Here is a 15,090-nt window from a genome sequence, read left to right as displayed (position 1 = left end):
GAAGCTCCTCACGCCTTGTCATCCACCGGCCGCGGGTGCAGGAAGCGCGCGTCAATTTTCCGGGAGAAACCGTATGCGTATTCTGCTTGCCACCGCCGCCCTAGCATTTGCCGTGCCCGCCATCGCCGACGATCATACAGCGACGCTCGACGAGGTGCTCGCCGCCGACCTGCGGAACGACGATCGCGCCCGCGATCAGTACCGCAATCCCACCGAAACGCTGGAGTTCTTCGGCGTTGAGCCGGGCATGACAGTCGCCGAATTCGGGCCGGGGGGCGGCTGGTATACTCGCGTTCTGGCGCCGTATTTGTCGAATGGCGGCCGTTACATCGCGTTTCAGCCCGACAGCGACGGACAGGACTATCGCGACCGTGCGCAGGAAGCCCGCGCCAAGGGCTGGACCGAACGCTTCACCACGACAGTGGGCGAAATGGCCGGCGTGAACGCGGCCAATGTGACGGTATTCGAAATCGACGAGATGCCCGAGGAGCTTGCCGGCACGGTCGACCGGGTCCTGATTTTCCGCTCGATGCACGGCCTCAACATGGGAAACGAAGCCGACACGGTGCTCAAGGCTGCGCGCATGATGTTGAAGGACAACGGCATGGTCGGCGTGGTCCAGCACCGCGCACCCGACGGCGCGAGCTATGACGATTATGGCGCGCGCCAGCGCGGTTACATGCGCACGCAGGACGTGGTGGCTATTTTCGAAGCAGCGGGTTTCGAGTTGGCGGACACAAGCGAAGTCAATGCCAATCCCAAGGACCCGGCAAACTGGGAAGGCGGGGTTTGGACGCTCCCTCCGGTGCTTGCCACGGGTGCGGACGATCCGCGTCGCGCCGAGTACCAGGCCATCGGTGAAAGCGACCGCATGACGTTGCTGTTCAGGAAAGCCGATTGATAGCCGTCAGCCAGCGTTCATCTGCAGAATGAAAAGGCCCCTATGTGACAATGTTACATAGGGGCCTTTTCATGAAAAATGTCGTTCTGCTTGCCGCCGCCCCGCTCGCTCTCGCCGCCTGCGAGCGTGTGGACGAGGCGCGCGGGGTCGATCACGGGGAAACGCTGCTGTCGGTCAGTGCCAGCGGGCAGGCCGAAAGCCGTCCCGACCGCGCGCAATTCCAGGCCGGGATCGAAACGTTCAGCCGTAACGCCCCTGCTGCGAGCGAGGCCAATGCGGAGAAGATCGCGGAAATCGTCGCGGCCCTGCGCGAACTGGGCGTCGCAGAGGAAGACATCCAGACGCAGAGTGTCAATGTCGGCCGGATCGAATATGGCGATCGCAAGGGACAGTATCGCGCAATGAACGTCGTCGAAGTGACGATGGACGATCCCGACCGCGCAGGTGCCGCCGTCACCGCGGTGACCGAGGCGGGCGCGAATGTCTTGTCCGGCCCGAGCCTGACGATGAGCGATCCCGAAGCTACCGCCAATCTCGCCTATGCCGATGCCTATGAGGCCGCGCGCAAGCGGGCCGAGGCTTATGCCGAGGCCGCAGGCATGGAGGTCAGCCGTGTGCTCTACATCCGCGATGTGGGCGGCCAGCAGGGCCAGACCTGGCTGCGCGGTGCGGACGCGATGAACGAGGCCATGGTCCAGCGCACGTCTCCGGTAGCGCCCCCGCCGCCGGTCAACATGGCGCCGCGGCCGGAAGAGGGCGGCGGCATGATGGTCGGCACCACGCGCAGCAATGTCTATATCCAGGTGGACTTCGCGCTGCGGGAGAAATAATCCCCTCCGCCATGAGAGACATTACTGTCGCCGCCCTCCAGTTGCCGCTTGGCAGCGACGATGAGCAGACCAATATCGCCGCGGTCGGCGAGATGGTCGAACAGGCCGCCGCGCGCGGCGCCGAGATCATCTTGCCGCCCGAGCTCTTTTCCGGCCCCTATTTCTGCCAGGTAGAGGACGAGGCTCTGTTCGCGCTGGCGCGCCCGACGTCCGAGCACCCATCGGTCGTGGCCATGCGCAAGCTGGCGGCAAAGCTGAAGGTGGCCATCCCCACAAGCTTCTTCGAGCGCGACGGGCATCACTATTACAACACGCTCGCCATGATCGGTCCCGACGGCGCAATCATGGGCACCTACCGCAAGAGCCACATTCCGGACGGGCCGGGGTACGAGGAAAAATACTATTTCCGCCCGGGGAACGACGGGTTCAAGGTCTGGGACGTGATGGCCACCCGCATCGGCGTGGGGGTATGCTGGGACCAGTGGTATCCCGAAGCGGCACGCGTGATGGCGCTGATGGGAGCCGAGCTCTTGTTCTACCCCACCGCGATCGGCTCCGAACCCTATGACGCCGAATTCGACACCAGTCGCATGTGGCAGCGTGCGATGCAGGGGCACAGCGTGTCGAATTGCATGCCGGTGGTGGCTGCCAATCGTATCGGGACCGAGGGCGAGGCGGACTTCTACGGCCACAGCTTCATCACCAATGAATGGGGCGATAAGCTGGTTGAATTCGGGCGGGACGAGGACGGCGTGCTTGTAGCCACGCTCGACCTTGACGAGGCCGCGAAGCATCGGGCGGGGATGGGATTCTTCCGCGACCGCCGCCCGCAGCTCTACGGCCGGATCTGTGAAGACGTCTGAGCGGCATTGTGGCGGATAGCCATGCCTATGTGATCGCGCTCGGCTCGAACATGCGGGTGCCCGATGTCGGCGCGCCCCGGGCGGTGATCGGCGCAGCGCTCGATGCCTTGGAAGAACAGGGTCTGGCCATTCACGCCGCCTCTCGGGTCAGGGCCAGCGCGCCGATTGGCCCCTCGCTGCGGCACTATGCCAATGCGGCCGCCCTGGTCGAAACCGACAAAAGGCCACCCGCGATGCTTGCGATGTTGCAATCGGTCGAACAGGCCTTCGCCCGTCAACGCCGCGGGCAGGACTGGCGTTCGCGGACGCTGGATCTCGACATCGTGTTGTGGAGTGGAGGTGTCTGGCTCAGCCGCGACCTCGCCATCCCGCATCCGTGGTTCCGCGCGCGGGAATTCGTGCTGCGACCGGCGGCCGAAGTCGCCCCGCACTGGCGCGATCCCGCCACGCGCCTTACGCTACGCCAGCTGGCCGCTCGCGGCGCCTGACGGGCAGCGCCGGGTTCCCGCGGTAGATGGTCCAGTCGTCGGCATTTTCGAACAGGGCGCCCCGGGCGCCGAGTACGGAGCCATCCCCCATGGTGACGCCGGGCCCGACGAAGGCTTCCGCCGCGACCCAGCAGCGCTCGCCCAGCGTCACCGGGCGCAGGACAAGCTGGAAGTGCGAATCGCGAAGGTCGTGGGTGCTGGCGCACAGGTGGGCGCGTTGCGAGACCACCGAGTTTGCGCCGATGGTGATATGCCCCTGATTATACAGCACGGCGCGAGGGCCGATCAGCACATTGGCATCAAGCGTAAGATTGCCCGGCCACCAGATTTCGACGCTTGCATGCACGCGGCAATGCGGCCCCAATTGCGCGCCGAACAGGCGCAGGATCCCCGCGCGCCAGTCATGCATCGGCGGAGGGGTCCAGCGAGCGAGCAGGAACCAGCACGCGCGCCACACCACCCGCAGCAACCGGTTGCGAAGCGTGAAGGACGGGCCGCCCCGTGTGCTGCGTGCAGCGCCAGCCTCCAGAGGTTTCCAGGTCTGTGCGCCGTCCGGTCGTTTCATGATCGCTGTCTACAGACGCCGGAGAAACGCAACAAGGGTCACGCCGCTTGACCATCGAATGGCATCTGCCTACGTGGCGCTCGTGGTCGGGCCCTTAGCTCAGTCGGTAGAGCAACTGACTTTTAATCAGTAGGTCGCTGGTTCGAACCCAGCAGGGCTCACCACCTCGGCATTGCGATTGCCGGAAGACGCATCGGGCACGCCCCCGTCTCAGTTTCGGTTCAGGTCACATCTTGTGAAACGGCTGGCATTGGCCCGGTCGAATGCTAAGGGCGGATTCGTGGACGGACTGGATTATCTGGAAGGCCGGTTTCTGGCCGGGGCGCTGCTCGCCCTAACGGCAAGTGTATTGCCGGCGCCTGTCTGCGCGCAGGAGCAGTCGATCCCGCGCGTCGAGGAAGGCGCCGATCTCCCCGATCCCGCTGCCGACCCGCTTGCCATAGATTATGCCAACGATCCGATCCTCACTCTGGCAGAGGAAGCGGCGGATCCCGAGCTGTTTCGCCGGATCGTGGCGTCCACGCTGCAGGCCAACGCTGCCCGGCGCGAAGTCGAGGCGCGGGTCGATCTCGCCGAAGCGCAAGTGGACGAGGCCCAGGCCGGCCTGTTTCCAACGGTCGATGTCGGCTTCAATTCGTACAGGACTTTCGCTCGCAATTTCGGTGACGACCAGAGCAATCTGCTCGAGCGGGCGCGCCCTCGCGAACGGACCGATGCGACCGCCGCGGTCGAGTACACGGTGTTCGACTGGGGCGCCGTCAATGGCTCGGTCCTCGCCGCGCAGGCACGCTTGCGGGCCGCCGGGTTCGAACGTGATGCGGCGGTGACCGGCCTGATCAACGATGTCGTGACCAATTGGTATGGCGTGTTCGGCTACCAGTCGCTGGTGCGGCTGTCCGAGGCCTATCTCGCCGCGCAGGACGGGATCGACGAAGCGCTTGAAAAGCGCATCGCGCAGGGCGTTAACGCCCCTGCCGATATGGCGCGGGCCCAATCGCTACGAGCGGACGGGCAGATCCGTCTCGCCCAGTTCCAGCGCCGTCTCGCATCGGCCGAGGCCCGCTTTCGCGAGCTGACAGGAGTGGAACCTCCGCCCATGCTCCAGCGTCCGCCGATCCTCGCCGAAGGGCGGGTGAGCCGTGATTACGCGGTGATGGCGGCCAGCGAGACGCCGCAGGTGCGCAGCGCGGAAGCGCTGGCCGAAGCCGCCAGGATCGAAGTGCGCAACAGCTGGGCCTCGCAGGCACCCAAGCTTACGGCGCGGGTCGACGCGGGCCGTTACGGCGTGTTCGAAGACGATGTCGACTACGATATCCGCGGCAGCCTCAACCTGCGATACCGCCTGTTCGGTGGCGCACTGGCGCGTGACGAGCAGGCGCGTGCCCGCGCCGCCGCGGCTGAAGCGTCGGCCGATCGCGTCAGGCAGGAGAGCGAGCGGGACGCAGCCATTATCTGGGCTGACGTGCAGGCGCTGGAGCGGCAGCTGGTCGCTCTGGAGGCGGCCTATAAATCGGCGCGCCAGACGCGCGATGTCGTCTTCCGCCGATTTGCGGCCCTGCGCGGCACGCTGTTCGACGTGGCCGAGGCACAAAGCGCCTATCTGGCGGCTGCGGTCGCTTACATCGAAGGTCTGACCCAGCTCGATGCATCGCGCTACGTCCTACTGGCGCGGACCGGGCGATTGCTCGACCAATTCGATCTGGAGGCTCAGCCGTGAGCGAAGACACCCTCGTTGAGGTCCCGCAGAAGCGGTTGGCGGATTGGCTGGTCGAGCCGATCAAGGCCAATTGGCGCACCTATGCCAAGGTCGCGATTGCGGCCACGCTGATCAATCTCTTCGCGCTGGTGACCGCGCTCTTCACAATGACGGTTTACGACCGGGTAATTCCGAACAGCGCCTTCACCTCGCTCGCAGCGTTGTCGATCGGGCTGGGCATCGTCATCATCTTCGATTTTGCGCTCAAATTGCTGCGCGCCTATTTCGTCGATCATGCCGGCATGAATATCGACAAAGACATTGGCGCGACGGTGTTCGAGCGGCTGATCGAGATGCGCCTCGAATTGCGCAAGGGATCGACCGGCCAACTGACCGGCCTCATGCGCGAACTCGAAACGCTGCGCGATTTTTTCGCCTCGGCAACGCTCGCCGCGGTGGTGGACGTGCCGTTCATCGTCATTACGCTGGTTGTCGTGGCGCTGATCGGGGGTTGGGTGGTGCTGGTCCCGGCGCTGATGGTCCCATTGGTAATTTTGGTCGGCCTTGCCGCGCATCCAACGCAGCAACGCCTCGCGGCCAAGGCGATGGACGACGGTCTGCTCAAGCAATCGGTGCTGGTGGAAACCATCGGCAGTATCGAGGCCGTGAAGACCGCGGGCGCTCGCAACCTTTTCGAAAATCGCTGGACCCGTGCGTTGGACGATCATGCGCAGATTTCGCTGCAACAGCGGCTCATCTCGAGCATCGCCACGACCTTCGCGACCTCCGCGGGCACTATTTCCTATGCCGGGGTCATCGTCGTCGGCGTCTTTTCGGTGGCGGACAACCGCCTGACCATGGGCGGGCTGATCGCCTGCTCCATCCTTGCCGGGCGCGCGATCGCGCCGCTGGCCCAGATATCGCAGCTGGTGTCTCGCCTGGTGGCGACGCGCACGGCGTATCGCCAGATTCGCACGTTGATGGAACGCCCGCCCGAGGGACCGGGCGCGGATGCCATTGTCGTCCAGCGCACCCGTGGCGAGATCGAATTGCGCAATGTGACCTTCCAGTATCCCGGCGCGGCGACCAAAGCGCTCGATTCTGTCAGCCTAACGATCGCTCCGGGCGAGAAAGTCGCGCTCCTTGGCCGGGTCGGCTCGGGCAAGTCCACCCTCGCGCGGATGATGCTCGGCCTGTACCCGCCGCAGGATGGCATGGTGCTGTTCGACGGGATCGATATCGCGCAGCTCGATCCTGACTCCCTGCGTCGTTCTGTCGGCTCGGTCCTGCAGGAGCCAGCGCTTTTCTCCGGCACGATCCGCGAGAATATCGGCCTCGGCCGCGCCGCTGTCGACGACGAGGAAATGCTCCGGGCCGCGCGCATCTCGGGGACCGACCTTTTCGCGAGCCGGATCCCGCGGGGCTATGACCTCCGACTTGTCGACCGGGGCGAGGGCCTCTCCGGCGGCCAGCGTCAGTCGATCGCGATTGCGCGCGCGCTGGCCGGCCGGCCCCCGGTTCTGGTCATGGACGAGCCGTCGAGCGCCATGGACGCCCAGACCGAAGCCGATCTCATCACCCGGCTCAAAGACGAACTCGACGATCGCACCCTGGTTGTCGTCACCCACCGTCAGCCTCTTCTTGCGCTGGTCGACCGCATTATCGTGATCGATGAGGGCAAGGTGGTCGCGGATGGCCCACGCGATGCCGTTCTCGCCAAGCTCGCGGAGGGATCGCGCCAGAAAAGCAATCCGGCAAGCGGCACTGTGACGTCCACCGTCAACACAAGGATCGGCAAACCGGCATGAGCGCACGCGACGACATGATCGATCGACCGGACGCGGGCGACGACTACGGCTCGCCCGAGGCGCAGGAAGAGGGCCGGGTCGAACGATTCATCGACAATCTCGAGCCGCGCCGGGTGTCGCGCTGGCTGTTCTGGGGCATCATCGGCTTCTTCGTCATATTCTTCGCCTGGGCGTCGCTGGCCGAAATCGACCGTACAGTGCGCGGGCAGGGGCGCGTCATTTCGAGCGCCGAACTCCAGGTCATCTCCAGCCTTGAAAGCGGCGTGATCGAGGAAGTGCTGGTGACGACGGGGCAGGAGGTCGACGCACTCGATCCCCTGCTGCGCCTCGATCCAACGGAAAGCGGCGCCAATCTCGGCAGTACGAGCGCGACCGCAGGAGCGCTGGCGATGAAAGTTGCGCGGCTCGAAGCGGAAGTCGCCGGGCGCGCGCCCGCGTTCCCCGTTCCCGCCGACGAAGAGGCCGCCCGCCAGCGCAGTATTGAAGCGGCGCTCTATGCTTCGCGCCAGTCCAATTTGCAAAGCGCGCTTGCAGCTTCGCGCGCCGCGGTTGCGCGGGCGCGCCAGCAGGTGACCGAAGCCCAGCGGCAGGCGGATTCGCTATCGAGCCGCGCGGCCGCCGCGCGCTCGGAGGCCGATCTCCTGCGCCCGCTGGTCGAACAGGGCATCGAACCACGCCTTTCGCTGGTGCGGGCCGAAAGCCAGGCGTCGAGCAGCGAGGCCGAACTCGCCGGGGCGCAGGCCGCCATCGGTCGGGCTCAGGCACAGGTTTACGAGGCGCAGGCCAATCTCGATCGAACGACGCGCGACTGGCGCTCGCAGGCGGCGAACGACCTCGCGATCGCGCAGGCGGAGCTCGGTTCAAGTTCAGCGGCGCTGCCGGCTCTCGAAGAGCGGCTGGACCGTACTGTCCTGCGCGCCCCCGTGCCGGGCACCGTCAACCGCGTGCTCGTCAATACGCGCGGGAGCGCCATTACCTCGGGCCAGCCGCTGATCGAAATCGCGCCCAGCGACGATGCTCTGCTGATCGAAGTGCGCATTCGCCCACAGGATATCGGCACGGTTCGGATCGGCCAGGAAGCGAAAGTGGGAATCAGCGCATTCGACCAGGCGGTCTATGGAAGCCTCGATGGGGAGGTCGTGACCATCTCCCCCGACTCCATCGTTGACGAGCGGAGCGGGGAGATATTCTATCTCGTCCGCGTGCGCACCGAGATGCAGTCGATCCCGACCGGCGATGGCGATCTCGAGATTGGCACCGGCATGGTCGCCGATGTCAGCCTGCTCGGCGACAAGCGCACGGTGCTGCAATACATCCTGACCCCGCTGCGCCGGTTCAGCGACCGTGCGTTTCGCGAATAGTCCGAACAGCGGCGCCCCGGCTTGCCTTATGCCCATACGCGGGCGAGACTGGCCATCATGAACATCGTCGTAGCAATTGCCCTGGCCCTCGCGGCGACTGGATGCATGGCTGAAGGGGGAACTCCGTCCATGAAAGAGGAAACTGCAATCTGCAGTGTCGCAAGCGACAGCAAGACAGAGATACAGGCGGCGGAGCTGTGCGCCGCCCTTACGCGCGGCTTCCTTGCGGCCGGAGGGAATTCTACCTCGCGTATCGTGCTCGAGGTAAGGTCACCGACCAGAGTCGACGCGACGGTGACCGACGGCCAGGGCCGGCCTCATGGGCCGATAAGTTTCGACGTGGTCGATATCGAGCTTCGCGCGGACATGCTCGAGGGCTTCGGTGCAGATATCGCACGCGTGGTCGCGAGGGCGAATGCAGCGGATGGCTGATGATGCCACCGGTCCGAAACTAGTGATTTTCGCGCGCCTCCCCGTTCCCGGCAAGGCGAAGACGCGGCTCATTCCGGCGCTGGGCGAGGAAGGGGCGGCGCGCCTCTATGCCCGCCTGTTGAACCGGACCATGGAAGAGGCGCGCGCCAGCGCATTGCCTATCGAACTGCGCGTCACCGGGGGCGAATGCGCAGCCTTTCGCAGTCTTTATGGCACGGATCTCGCCATCCGCGATCAGGGTGAAGGCGATCTGGGAGAGCGACTTGCCAGGATCGAGGGACCTGCCCTTGTGATCGGCAGCGATTGTCCCGGCCTGATCGCGCCGGTCCTCAAGGCTGCGGCAGATGCGCTGGAGGAGAGGTCGGTCGTCATCGGCCCGGCGACCGACGGCGGCTACTACCTTATCGGGTTCCGCGAGCGGTGTCCGTGGCTGTTCGCCGATATGGCTTGGAGTACGCCCACCGTTTTCGCCGAGACCCTGGCGCGCTGTGCGGCCCGCGGGATCGGCCCCGCGATCCTCCCCGAACTCGCCGATATCGATACGCCCGAGGATCTGGCAGCCTGGCCCGAACTCCAATGAGCGTGACCATCGTGATTCCCGCGCTCGACGAGGAAGCTGCCCTTCCGAACCTGATCGAGCGTTTGGGGCAGCTCGAGCCGCGGCCTGGTGAGATCATTCTGGTGGACGGGGGAAGCCGGGACGCCACCGTTTCGCTGGCCAAGGCCGCTGGATGGAGGGTGATCGCGTGCGAGGCGAGCCGGGCGCGACAAGTAAACTATGGCGTGGCGGAGGCGCGGCGTGATATGGTCTGCGTAGTTCACGCCGACACGCTGCCACCGCTGGATATGGTGGCGGTGATCGAAGAGACCCTGTCGGACAGTCGCACTGCGCTCGCAAGTTTCACGCCGCTGATCAAGGGGCCCGACAAGACACGCTGGTTCACCACCGCGCATAACTGGATCAAGACCTGGTACGCGCCGCTGATCACCCGTCCGCATCTGTTCTTGCGGGGCGTCCGGCTTTTGTTCGGCGATCACGCGATGTTCTTTCGCCGGGCCGATTTCCAGGCGATCGGTGGCTGCACGCCGGGCGATGCCGTGATGGAAGAAGCAGATCTCTGTGTGAAATTCGCGCGATTGGGGCGCATTCGCATGGTGCCGCGCTGGGTCGTCACGTCCGATCGGCGGATTGCAGCGTGGGGGCCTCTCAAGGCGAACTGGATCTATTTCAAGGTCGGCATGCTCTGGGCCTTTGGCCTGCGCGACCGCATGGCGAAGCACTATCCCGATGTTCGCTAGGCCCGATGTTCGCTAGGCCCGACGTACTCAAGGCCCATGCTCGCTAGGGGGCGCCGGGAAGGAAGCCTGCTGTGATGCAGTAGTCGATCAGGCGGCGGATGTATGCCTGCCCGGTAGGCGGACAAGCCGCGCCGCCAATCGCGCGGTAAGCGCTGTCGTCGAAGTGCGGATCGCGCTGAAAATAGCTCGCATAGAGACCGGCTACCCGTTTGAAGAGCCGTCGCTCCAGCGCCGGAAGCATCCCGGGATCGAATGCCTCGGGCGCGACCAGCTCTGGCTCGTGAAATTGCGGGTAGTCGCCGATCGCCCCGGTAAAATCCGGCACGGGAAGTGGCTGGCCCGATATGAGGTGGAATGTCCCGTCCGCAGCTTGGTCCATCCTCTCGGCCAGCGAGGCGATCCCGCTGGCGACATGGTCGATGGGGACGAAGTCCAACGTCGCTCCTTTCCGCGCGGGCATGTGCCGGACCCGTCCTTCGGCGATCAGCTTGAAGGCGGCGTAAGTCGTATCGAACTGGCGGATGGTCCCGCTTTGATGCTCACCGACCACGATGGACGGGCGGGCAATCGCCCAGCGAAGGCCGCTCCCTCGCACCAGCCGCTCACCCGCCGCCTTGCTCGCCTCGTAGCCATTGGCAAAGCCGCTGTCCGGCAAGGGGTCGCTTTCGCGAATGATCCCGTCCCGCGTCCCGCAGACATATGCGGTCGATATGTGGAGCACCGCCATGTCGCCCGCCTTTGCCAGCGCGAGCATGTTTGCGACGCCGTCGACATTGACCGCTCGGTAATCCGCTTCATCGAGATCGAAGCGAACGGTCGCCGCGCAATGGATCAGCAGGTCGTGGCCCTGCGCGATTTTCTCGAATTGCGCAGCGTGCCACCCCAAGCGCCGCTGCGATACATCACCCCTAACGGTGCGCAGGTCCACCCGCGAGCCATCGTTCGCCCGCACGTCTGGCGTGCGATGGACCAGTCCGGTGACGTCATGGCCCGCTTTGACGAGCCGCGCGCAAACGTCCCCGCCAAGCAAGCCGGCGGCGCCTGTAACCAGAATGCGTGCGATGGCGAATGCCCCCTCGTGTATCGGCCGACGAATGCGAAAGAGTTCGCTTCCTAGGCGTATTGGGTTACGGGACAAGCGATGAAATTCACCCATGACGTTATCGTGATCGGCGGCGGCGCTGCCGGCCTGACCGCGGCGGGCGGCTGTGCCCTGTTCGGCCTCGATGTGGCCCTGATCGAGGGGCACAAGATGGGCGGGGAGTGCCTCAACAACGGCTGCGTGCCATCCAAGGCGCTGATTTCTGCGGCCAAGCGCGCGGCCGAAGCGCGCGAGGAAAGGCGTTTCGGCGTCACGCTCGCTGCGCCGCAGGTGGAGTGGTCGGGCGTGCACCAGCACATTCACGACGCCATTGCCGGGATCGAGCATCACGATTCGAAGGAAACCTTCGAGGAAATGGGTTGCGACGTTTTTCTCGGGACCGCCAGGATCACGGGTAGGCAGATCGTCGAGGTTGATGGTCGGACGCTGAGCGCGCCGCGCATCGTCATTGCTACGGGCTCTGCCCCGCTGGTGCCGCCGATCGACGGTATCGACGGCGTGCCCTACCTCACCAACGAGAACCTGTTCGACCTGCCCGAGCAGCCCGGCCATCTCGTGATAATCGGCGGGGGCGTGATCGGCATGGAGATGGCGCAGAGCTTCCGCCGCCTTGGTAGCGAGGTGACCGTGATCGAGCCGAGCGAGCCGATGGGCCGCGACGATCCGGAGTCGGTCGAGGTCGTCGTCGAGGTGATGAAGGCCGAAGGCGTCCGTTTCGTAAAAGGCTCCGCCAGCAAGGTCGAAGGCGCGGGCGGAGCGGTCACCGTCCATACCGATGGCGGCGAGACGGTCACCGGGACGCATCTGCTGGTCGCGGTCGGCCGCAAGGCTCGCGTGTCCGGCTTCGGTGCCGAGGACATCGGGATCGAGACCGGCAAGAACGGTTTCACTACCGACGACCGGCGTCGTACCTCGGTCAAGGGCATCTATGCCATCGGCGATTGCCGCGAAGGGCCGCGGCTGACGCATGTTTCGGGGTACGAGGGCTCCAATGTGGCGCTCGAAATCGTCACCGGCCTGCCGACCAAGGTCGATTTCAGCGCGTTGCCGTGGTGCACCTACACCGAGCCGGAAGTCGCGCAGATCGGCCTGACCGAAGCCGAAGCGCGCGAGAAGCATGGCGACGACAAGGTCACGGTGGTCAAAGAGGCGTTTTCCGAGAACGAGCGCGCCATCGCGGAAGGCTATACCAAGGGGCACATGAAGATGGTGCTGAAGGGCAAGAAGGTGCTCGGCGTCAGCATCGTCGGCAAGAACGCCGGCGAACTGCTCCTGCCTTTCACCCAGACGATCAGCGGGAAGAGCAGCACGTTCGCGCTCGGCAGTGCGATCATCAGCTATCCGACCCGCAGTGAAATTTCCAAGGCCGCCGCCTTCAGCGCCTGGGAGCCGACGGTCTTCGGCAGTCTGCCGAAGAAATACGCCGGGTTCGTCGCCAAGATGCGGCGCACCTTCGCCTGATGGCGTCGCGAAGCAAGAGCCGCAGCGCGCCTGTCGGACCGTCGCCCTTCGCGGTCGAAGCCGCGCCGCTACCGCGCGAGAAATTCAGCGACCCGCAACGCACAGCCGCCGGAGAGGAGCGCGCAAGCGTGGCGCTCACACGGCTCGACACGCTCTGGCTCAACACCGGCACGCTGTGCAATCTGGCCTGCGCGACCTGCTACATCGAGAGCAGCCCGACGAACGACGCGCTTGTTTATCTCTCGGCCAAAGATGCAAGACCGTTCCTCGGCCAAGCACAGGAAATGCGCACGCGGGAGATAGGCTTCACCGGCGGCGAGCCGTTCATGAACCCGGAAATGCTCGTCATGCTGGAAGACGTGCTCGAAAGCGGGTTCGAAGCGCTGGTGCTGACCAATGCGATGAAGCCCATGCGGCGACATGAAGCGGCGCTCCTTAGCCTGCGCGAAGCATTCGGCGCGAAGCTGACCTTGCGTGTCAGCCTCGACCACCACAGCCAGACCGTGCACGAAGCCGAACGCGGCGCGCGCAGCTGGGAACCTGCGATGGACGGCTTGCGATGGCTGTCCGCTCACAAATTCTCCATCGCCGTCGCGGGTCGCCTGCTACCCGGCGAAGGCGAGATCGAAGCGCGTGACGCCTACGGTGCGCTTTTCGCCGCCGAAGGAATTCAGATCGACGCGCACGACGCGGCGCGGCTAGTTCTTTTCCCCGAAATGGACGCCGAAAAGGATGTGGCCGAAATCACCACGGCCTGCTGGGACATCCTCGGCAAGTCGCCCGCCGATATCATGTGTGCGAGCAGCCGCATGGTCATCCACCGCAAGGGCGAACCCGCGCCGCGCGTCGTTGCCTGTACGCTGATCCCATACGATCGAGGTTTCGATTTTGGGGACACGCTGGACGAGGCAAGCCGCGAGGTATCGCTCAACCACCCTCACTGCGCGCGCTTCTGCGTCTTGGGCGGAGCGAGCTGTTCCGGCTGATCTTTGTCAGCTCTTGGAGCGAATTGCCGTGCTTGTGCATTGGGCAGGCATGTTCTTCGAAGAAACCTGGCTCGACATTCTCGCCCGCGTCGTCGTTCTTTCCGCCATTGGCATCGTGTGGGTCACTTTGGTGATACGCCTGGTCGGGCTTCGTTCGCTGTCCAAGATGACGAATTTCGACTTCGTCGTGACGGTCGCTTCCGGTTCGCTTCTGGCAGGCTCGGTTCAGGCGACCGAGTGGACGGCATTCGCGCAGGCGCTGGGCGCTCTGGCGGCCCTGTTCGGCCTGCAGTATCTGATTGCGCAGCTGCGCCAGCAATCCGAAGCATTTGAAGACGCTATCCAGAACGGACCGATATTCCTGATGTGGGACGGCAAGTTCATCGAGAACGCGCTCGACATATCACGAGTGGCCAAGGACGACGTCATCGCCAAGCTGCGTGAAGCGAATGTCCTGGACATGGGGCAGGTGCGGGCCGTCGTCCTCGAGACGACCGGCGACATATCCGTGCTCCATGGTGATCATCTCGATGACGATCTCGTCGATGGTATCGAACGGCCCTGACGGTCAGAAGCTGCGCCGGTCCAGCCAGCGCGCCAGTGCGACGCCGCCGGTGATGAGGAACGGCACCAGCACGATGCTGAGCGTCACCTTGGCGATCACCTGCCCGATCAGCAGCGGCGTGATGTCGAATTCGCCATAGAATGCGAGCGTGACGAAGATCACCGAATCTATCGCCTGGCTGAGCGCGCTGGCGATCGCGCCGCGCACCATGAGGCCGATCGTGTTCTGCTCGCCCGATCCGCGCAGGCGCGAGAAAATCCACACATTGAGCAGCAGCGAAACGATATAGGCTGCGGGACCCGCCGCCATGATACGCGGGGTTTGAGCCAATACGGTATTGAACGCCTCGAGATCGCCGCCGCGATATTCGACCATCTCGGGCGAGGGGGGCAGTGACAGGACGAGGAAGATCAGCAGCGCCGACACCGCGAGCGGCAGAAAGCCCCACCAGACCAGCTTGCGCGCGAGCTTTTCGCCATAGAGTTGCGCGATGCTGCTCGATATCACGACCAGGCCGAGAAAGGCGAAAATCCCGGACTCGACCGCCAGTTCGGTCGGCCAGAGCTGCACCTGCTTGAAGGCGAGCACGCCGGCGATGACAGTCAGCCCGCCATAGAGCACCAGGAACACGAACAGGCCCATCGGTATCGCAGCGGCAGTAACGCGGTCTTCATTGGCAATGGGGTCGGTCATGGTGGGCGGAAGGTTCCTTGGGAAAACGGGTGACAGCGGA

Annotated in this window: 16 protein-coding genes and 1 tRNA gene; 14 read left to right on the top strand and 3 right to left on the bottom strand. The window is 64.7% G+C overall.

Annotated features, from left to right (window positions below):
• Positions 1 to 73: 73 nt before the first annotated feature.
• From P8Q88_RS05840 to folK, 4 genes are all read left to right on the top strand, one after another.
• A complete protein-coding gene (locus P8Q88_RS05840; protein WP_278322908.1) occupies positions 74 to 901 on the top strand; it encodes a class I SAM-dependent methyltransferase in 828 nt (275 codons plus the stop codon).
• A gap of 71 nt (positions 902 to 972) precedes the next feature.
• Positions 973 to 1,731, top strand: coding sequence for an SIMPL domain-containing protein (locus P8Q88_RS05835; RefSeq protein ID WP_278322907.1), 759 nt, complete (start codon positions 973 to 975; stop codon positions 1,729 to 1,731).
• An 11-nt stretch (positions 1,732 to 1,742) separates the two neighbouring features.
• Entirely contained in the window at positions 1,743 to 2,594 is an 852-nt protein-coding gene (gene aguB / locus P8Q88_RS05830; protein WP_278322906.1) for an N-carbamoylputrescine amidase, read from the top strand.
• Positions 2,595 to 2,602: 8 nt separating this feature from the next.
• The gene (folK, locus tag P8Q88_RS05825) at positions 2,603 to 3,082 is read left to right on the top strand and encodes a 2-amino-4-hydroxy-6-hydroxymethyldihydropteridine diphosphokinase (RefSeq protein ID WP_278322905.1); all 480 of its coding nucleotides are present in this window, start codon (positions 2,603 to 2,605) and stop codon (positions 3,080 to 3,082) included.
• Here folK and P8Q88_RS05820 read toward each other — a convergent pair.
• Entirely contained in the window at positions 3,048 to 3,647 is a 600-nt protein-coding gene (locus tag P8Q88_RS05820) for an LbetaH domain-containing protein (protein WP_278322904.1), read from the bottom strand. The two genes, folK and P8Q88_RS05820, sit on opposite strands and share 35 nt — an antisense overlap.
• An 88-nt stretch (positions 3,648 to 3,735) precedes the next feature.
• Here P8Q88_RS05820 and P8Q88_RS05815 point away from each other — a divergent pair.
• From P8Q88_RS05815 to P8Q88_RS05785, 7 genes are all read left to right on the top strand, one after another.
• Positions 3,736 to 3,811, top strand: a tRNA-Lys gene (locus tag P8Q88_RS05815).
• Positions 3,812 to 3,927: 116 nt separating this feature from the next.
• Positions 3,928 to 5,364: a TolC family protein gene (locus P8Q88_RS05810; protein ID WP_278322903.1), complete on the top strand. Its 1,437-nt coding sequence runs from the start codon at positions 3,928 to 3,930 to the stop codon at positions 5,362 to 5,364.
• Positions 5,361 to 7,151: a type I secretion system permease/ATPase gene (locus P8Q88_RS05805; protein ID WP_278322902.1), complete on the top strand. Its 1,791-nt coding sequence runs from the start codon at positions 5,361 to 5,363 to the stop codon at positions 7,149 to 7,151. Before P8Q88_RS05810 ends, P8Q88_RS05805 begins: the two co-directional genes overlap by 4 nt.
• Positions 7,148 to 8,512, top strand: a complete 1,365-nt coding sequence (locus P8Q88_RS05800; RefSeq protein ID WP_278322901.1) for an HlyD family type I secretion periplasmic adaptor subunit — start codon at positions 7,148 to 7,150, stop codon at positions 8,510 to 8,512. The genes P8Q88_RS05805 and P8Q88_RS05800 overlap by 4 nt, the downstream gene beginning before the upstream one ends.
• Positions 8,513 to 8,641: 129 nt before the next feature.
• Positions 8,642 to 8,944 carry a hypothetical protein gene (locus tag P8Q88_RS05795; RefSeq protein ID WP_278322900.1) on the top strand — a complete coding sequence of 101 codons (303 nt, stop codon included), beginning with the start codon at positions 8,642 to 8,644 and terminating at the stop codon, positions 8,942 to 8,944.
• The gene (locus P8Q88_RS05790; RefSeq protein WP_278322899.1) at positions 8,937 to 9,524 is read left to right on the top strand and encodes a TIGR04282 family arsenosugar biosynthesis glycosyltransferase; all 588 of its coding nucleotides are present in this window, start codon (positions 8,937 to 8,939) and stop codon (positions 9,522 to 9,524) included. The genes P8Q88_RS05795 and P8Q88_RS05790 overlap by 8 nt, the downstream gene beginning before the upstream one ends.
• Positions 9,521 to 10,243 carry a glycosyltransferase gene (locus tag P8Q88_RS05785; protein WP_278322898.1) on the top strand — a complete coding sequence of 241 codons (723 nt, stop codon included), beginning with the start codon at positions 9,521 to 9,523 and terminating at the stop codon, positions 10,241 to 10,243. Before P8Q88_RS05790 ends, P8Q88_RS05785 begins: the two co-directional genes overlap by 4 nt.
• Before the next feature lie 43 nt (positions 10,244 to 10,286).
• On the opposite strand, the gene P8Q88_RS05780 is transcribed toward P8Q88_RS05785, so the two are convergent.
• A complete protein-coding gene (locus P8Q88_RS05780; protein WP_278323631.1) occupies positions 10,287 to 11,294 on the bottom strand; it encodes an SDR family oxidoreductase in 1,008 nt (335 codons plus the stop codon).
• 90 nt (positions 11,295 to 11,384) lie between these two features.
• On the opposite strand from P8Q88_RS05780, the gene P8Q88_RS05775 reads away from it, so the two are divergent.
• The 3 genes from P8Q88_RS05775 to P8Q88_RS05765 are packed head-to-tail and all read left to right on the top strand — an operon-like array spanning position 11,385 to position 14,357.
• Positions 11,385 to 12,806 carry a dihydrolipoyl dehydrogenase family protein gene (locus tag P8Q88_RS05775; protein WP_278322897.1) on the top strand — a complete coding sequence of 474 codons (1,422 nt, stop codon included), beginning with the start codon at positions 11,385 to 11,387 and terminating at the stop codon, positions 12,804 to 12,806.
• Positions 12,806 to 13,792 carry a radical SAM protein gene (locus tag P8Q88_RS05770; protein ID WP_278322896.1) on the top strand — a complete coding sequence of 329 codons (987 nt, stop codon included), beginning with the start codon at positions 12,806 to 12,808 and terminating at the stop codon, positions 13,790 to 13,792. Before P8Q88_RS05775 ends, P8Q88_RS05770 begins: the two co-directional genes overlap by 1 nt.
• A gap of 49 nt (positions 13,793 to 13,841) precedes the next feature.
• Positions 13,842 to 14,357: a DUF421 domain-containing protein gene (locus tag P8Q88_RS05765; RefSeq protein WP_278322895.1), complete on the top strand. Its 516-nt coding sequence runs from the start codon at positions 13,842 to 13,844 to the stop codon at positions 14,355 to 14,357.
• Positions 14,358 to 14,360: 3 nt separating this feature from the next.
• Here P8Q88_RS05765 and P8Q88_RS05760 read toward each other — a convergent pair whose 3' ends face one another.
• Positions 14,361 to 15,050: a queuosine precursor transporter gene (locus P8Q88_RS05760; protein ID WP_278322894.1), complete on the bottom strand. Its 690-nt coding sequence runs from the start codon at positions 15,048 to 15,050 to the stop codon at positions 14,361 to 14,363.
• Between the last annotated feature and the right edge of the window lie 40 nt (positions 15,051 to 15,090).

It is taken from the genome of Qipengyuania marincola (assembly GCF_029688625.1).
Classification (GTDB): domain Bacteria; phylum Pseudomonadota; class Alphaproteobacteria; order Sphingomonadales; family Sphingomonadaceae; genus Qipengyuania.
The sequence above is the reverse complement of the archived record's forward strand: the minus strand, read 5'-3'. Positions and strand labels throughout refer to the sequence as shown.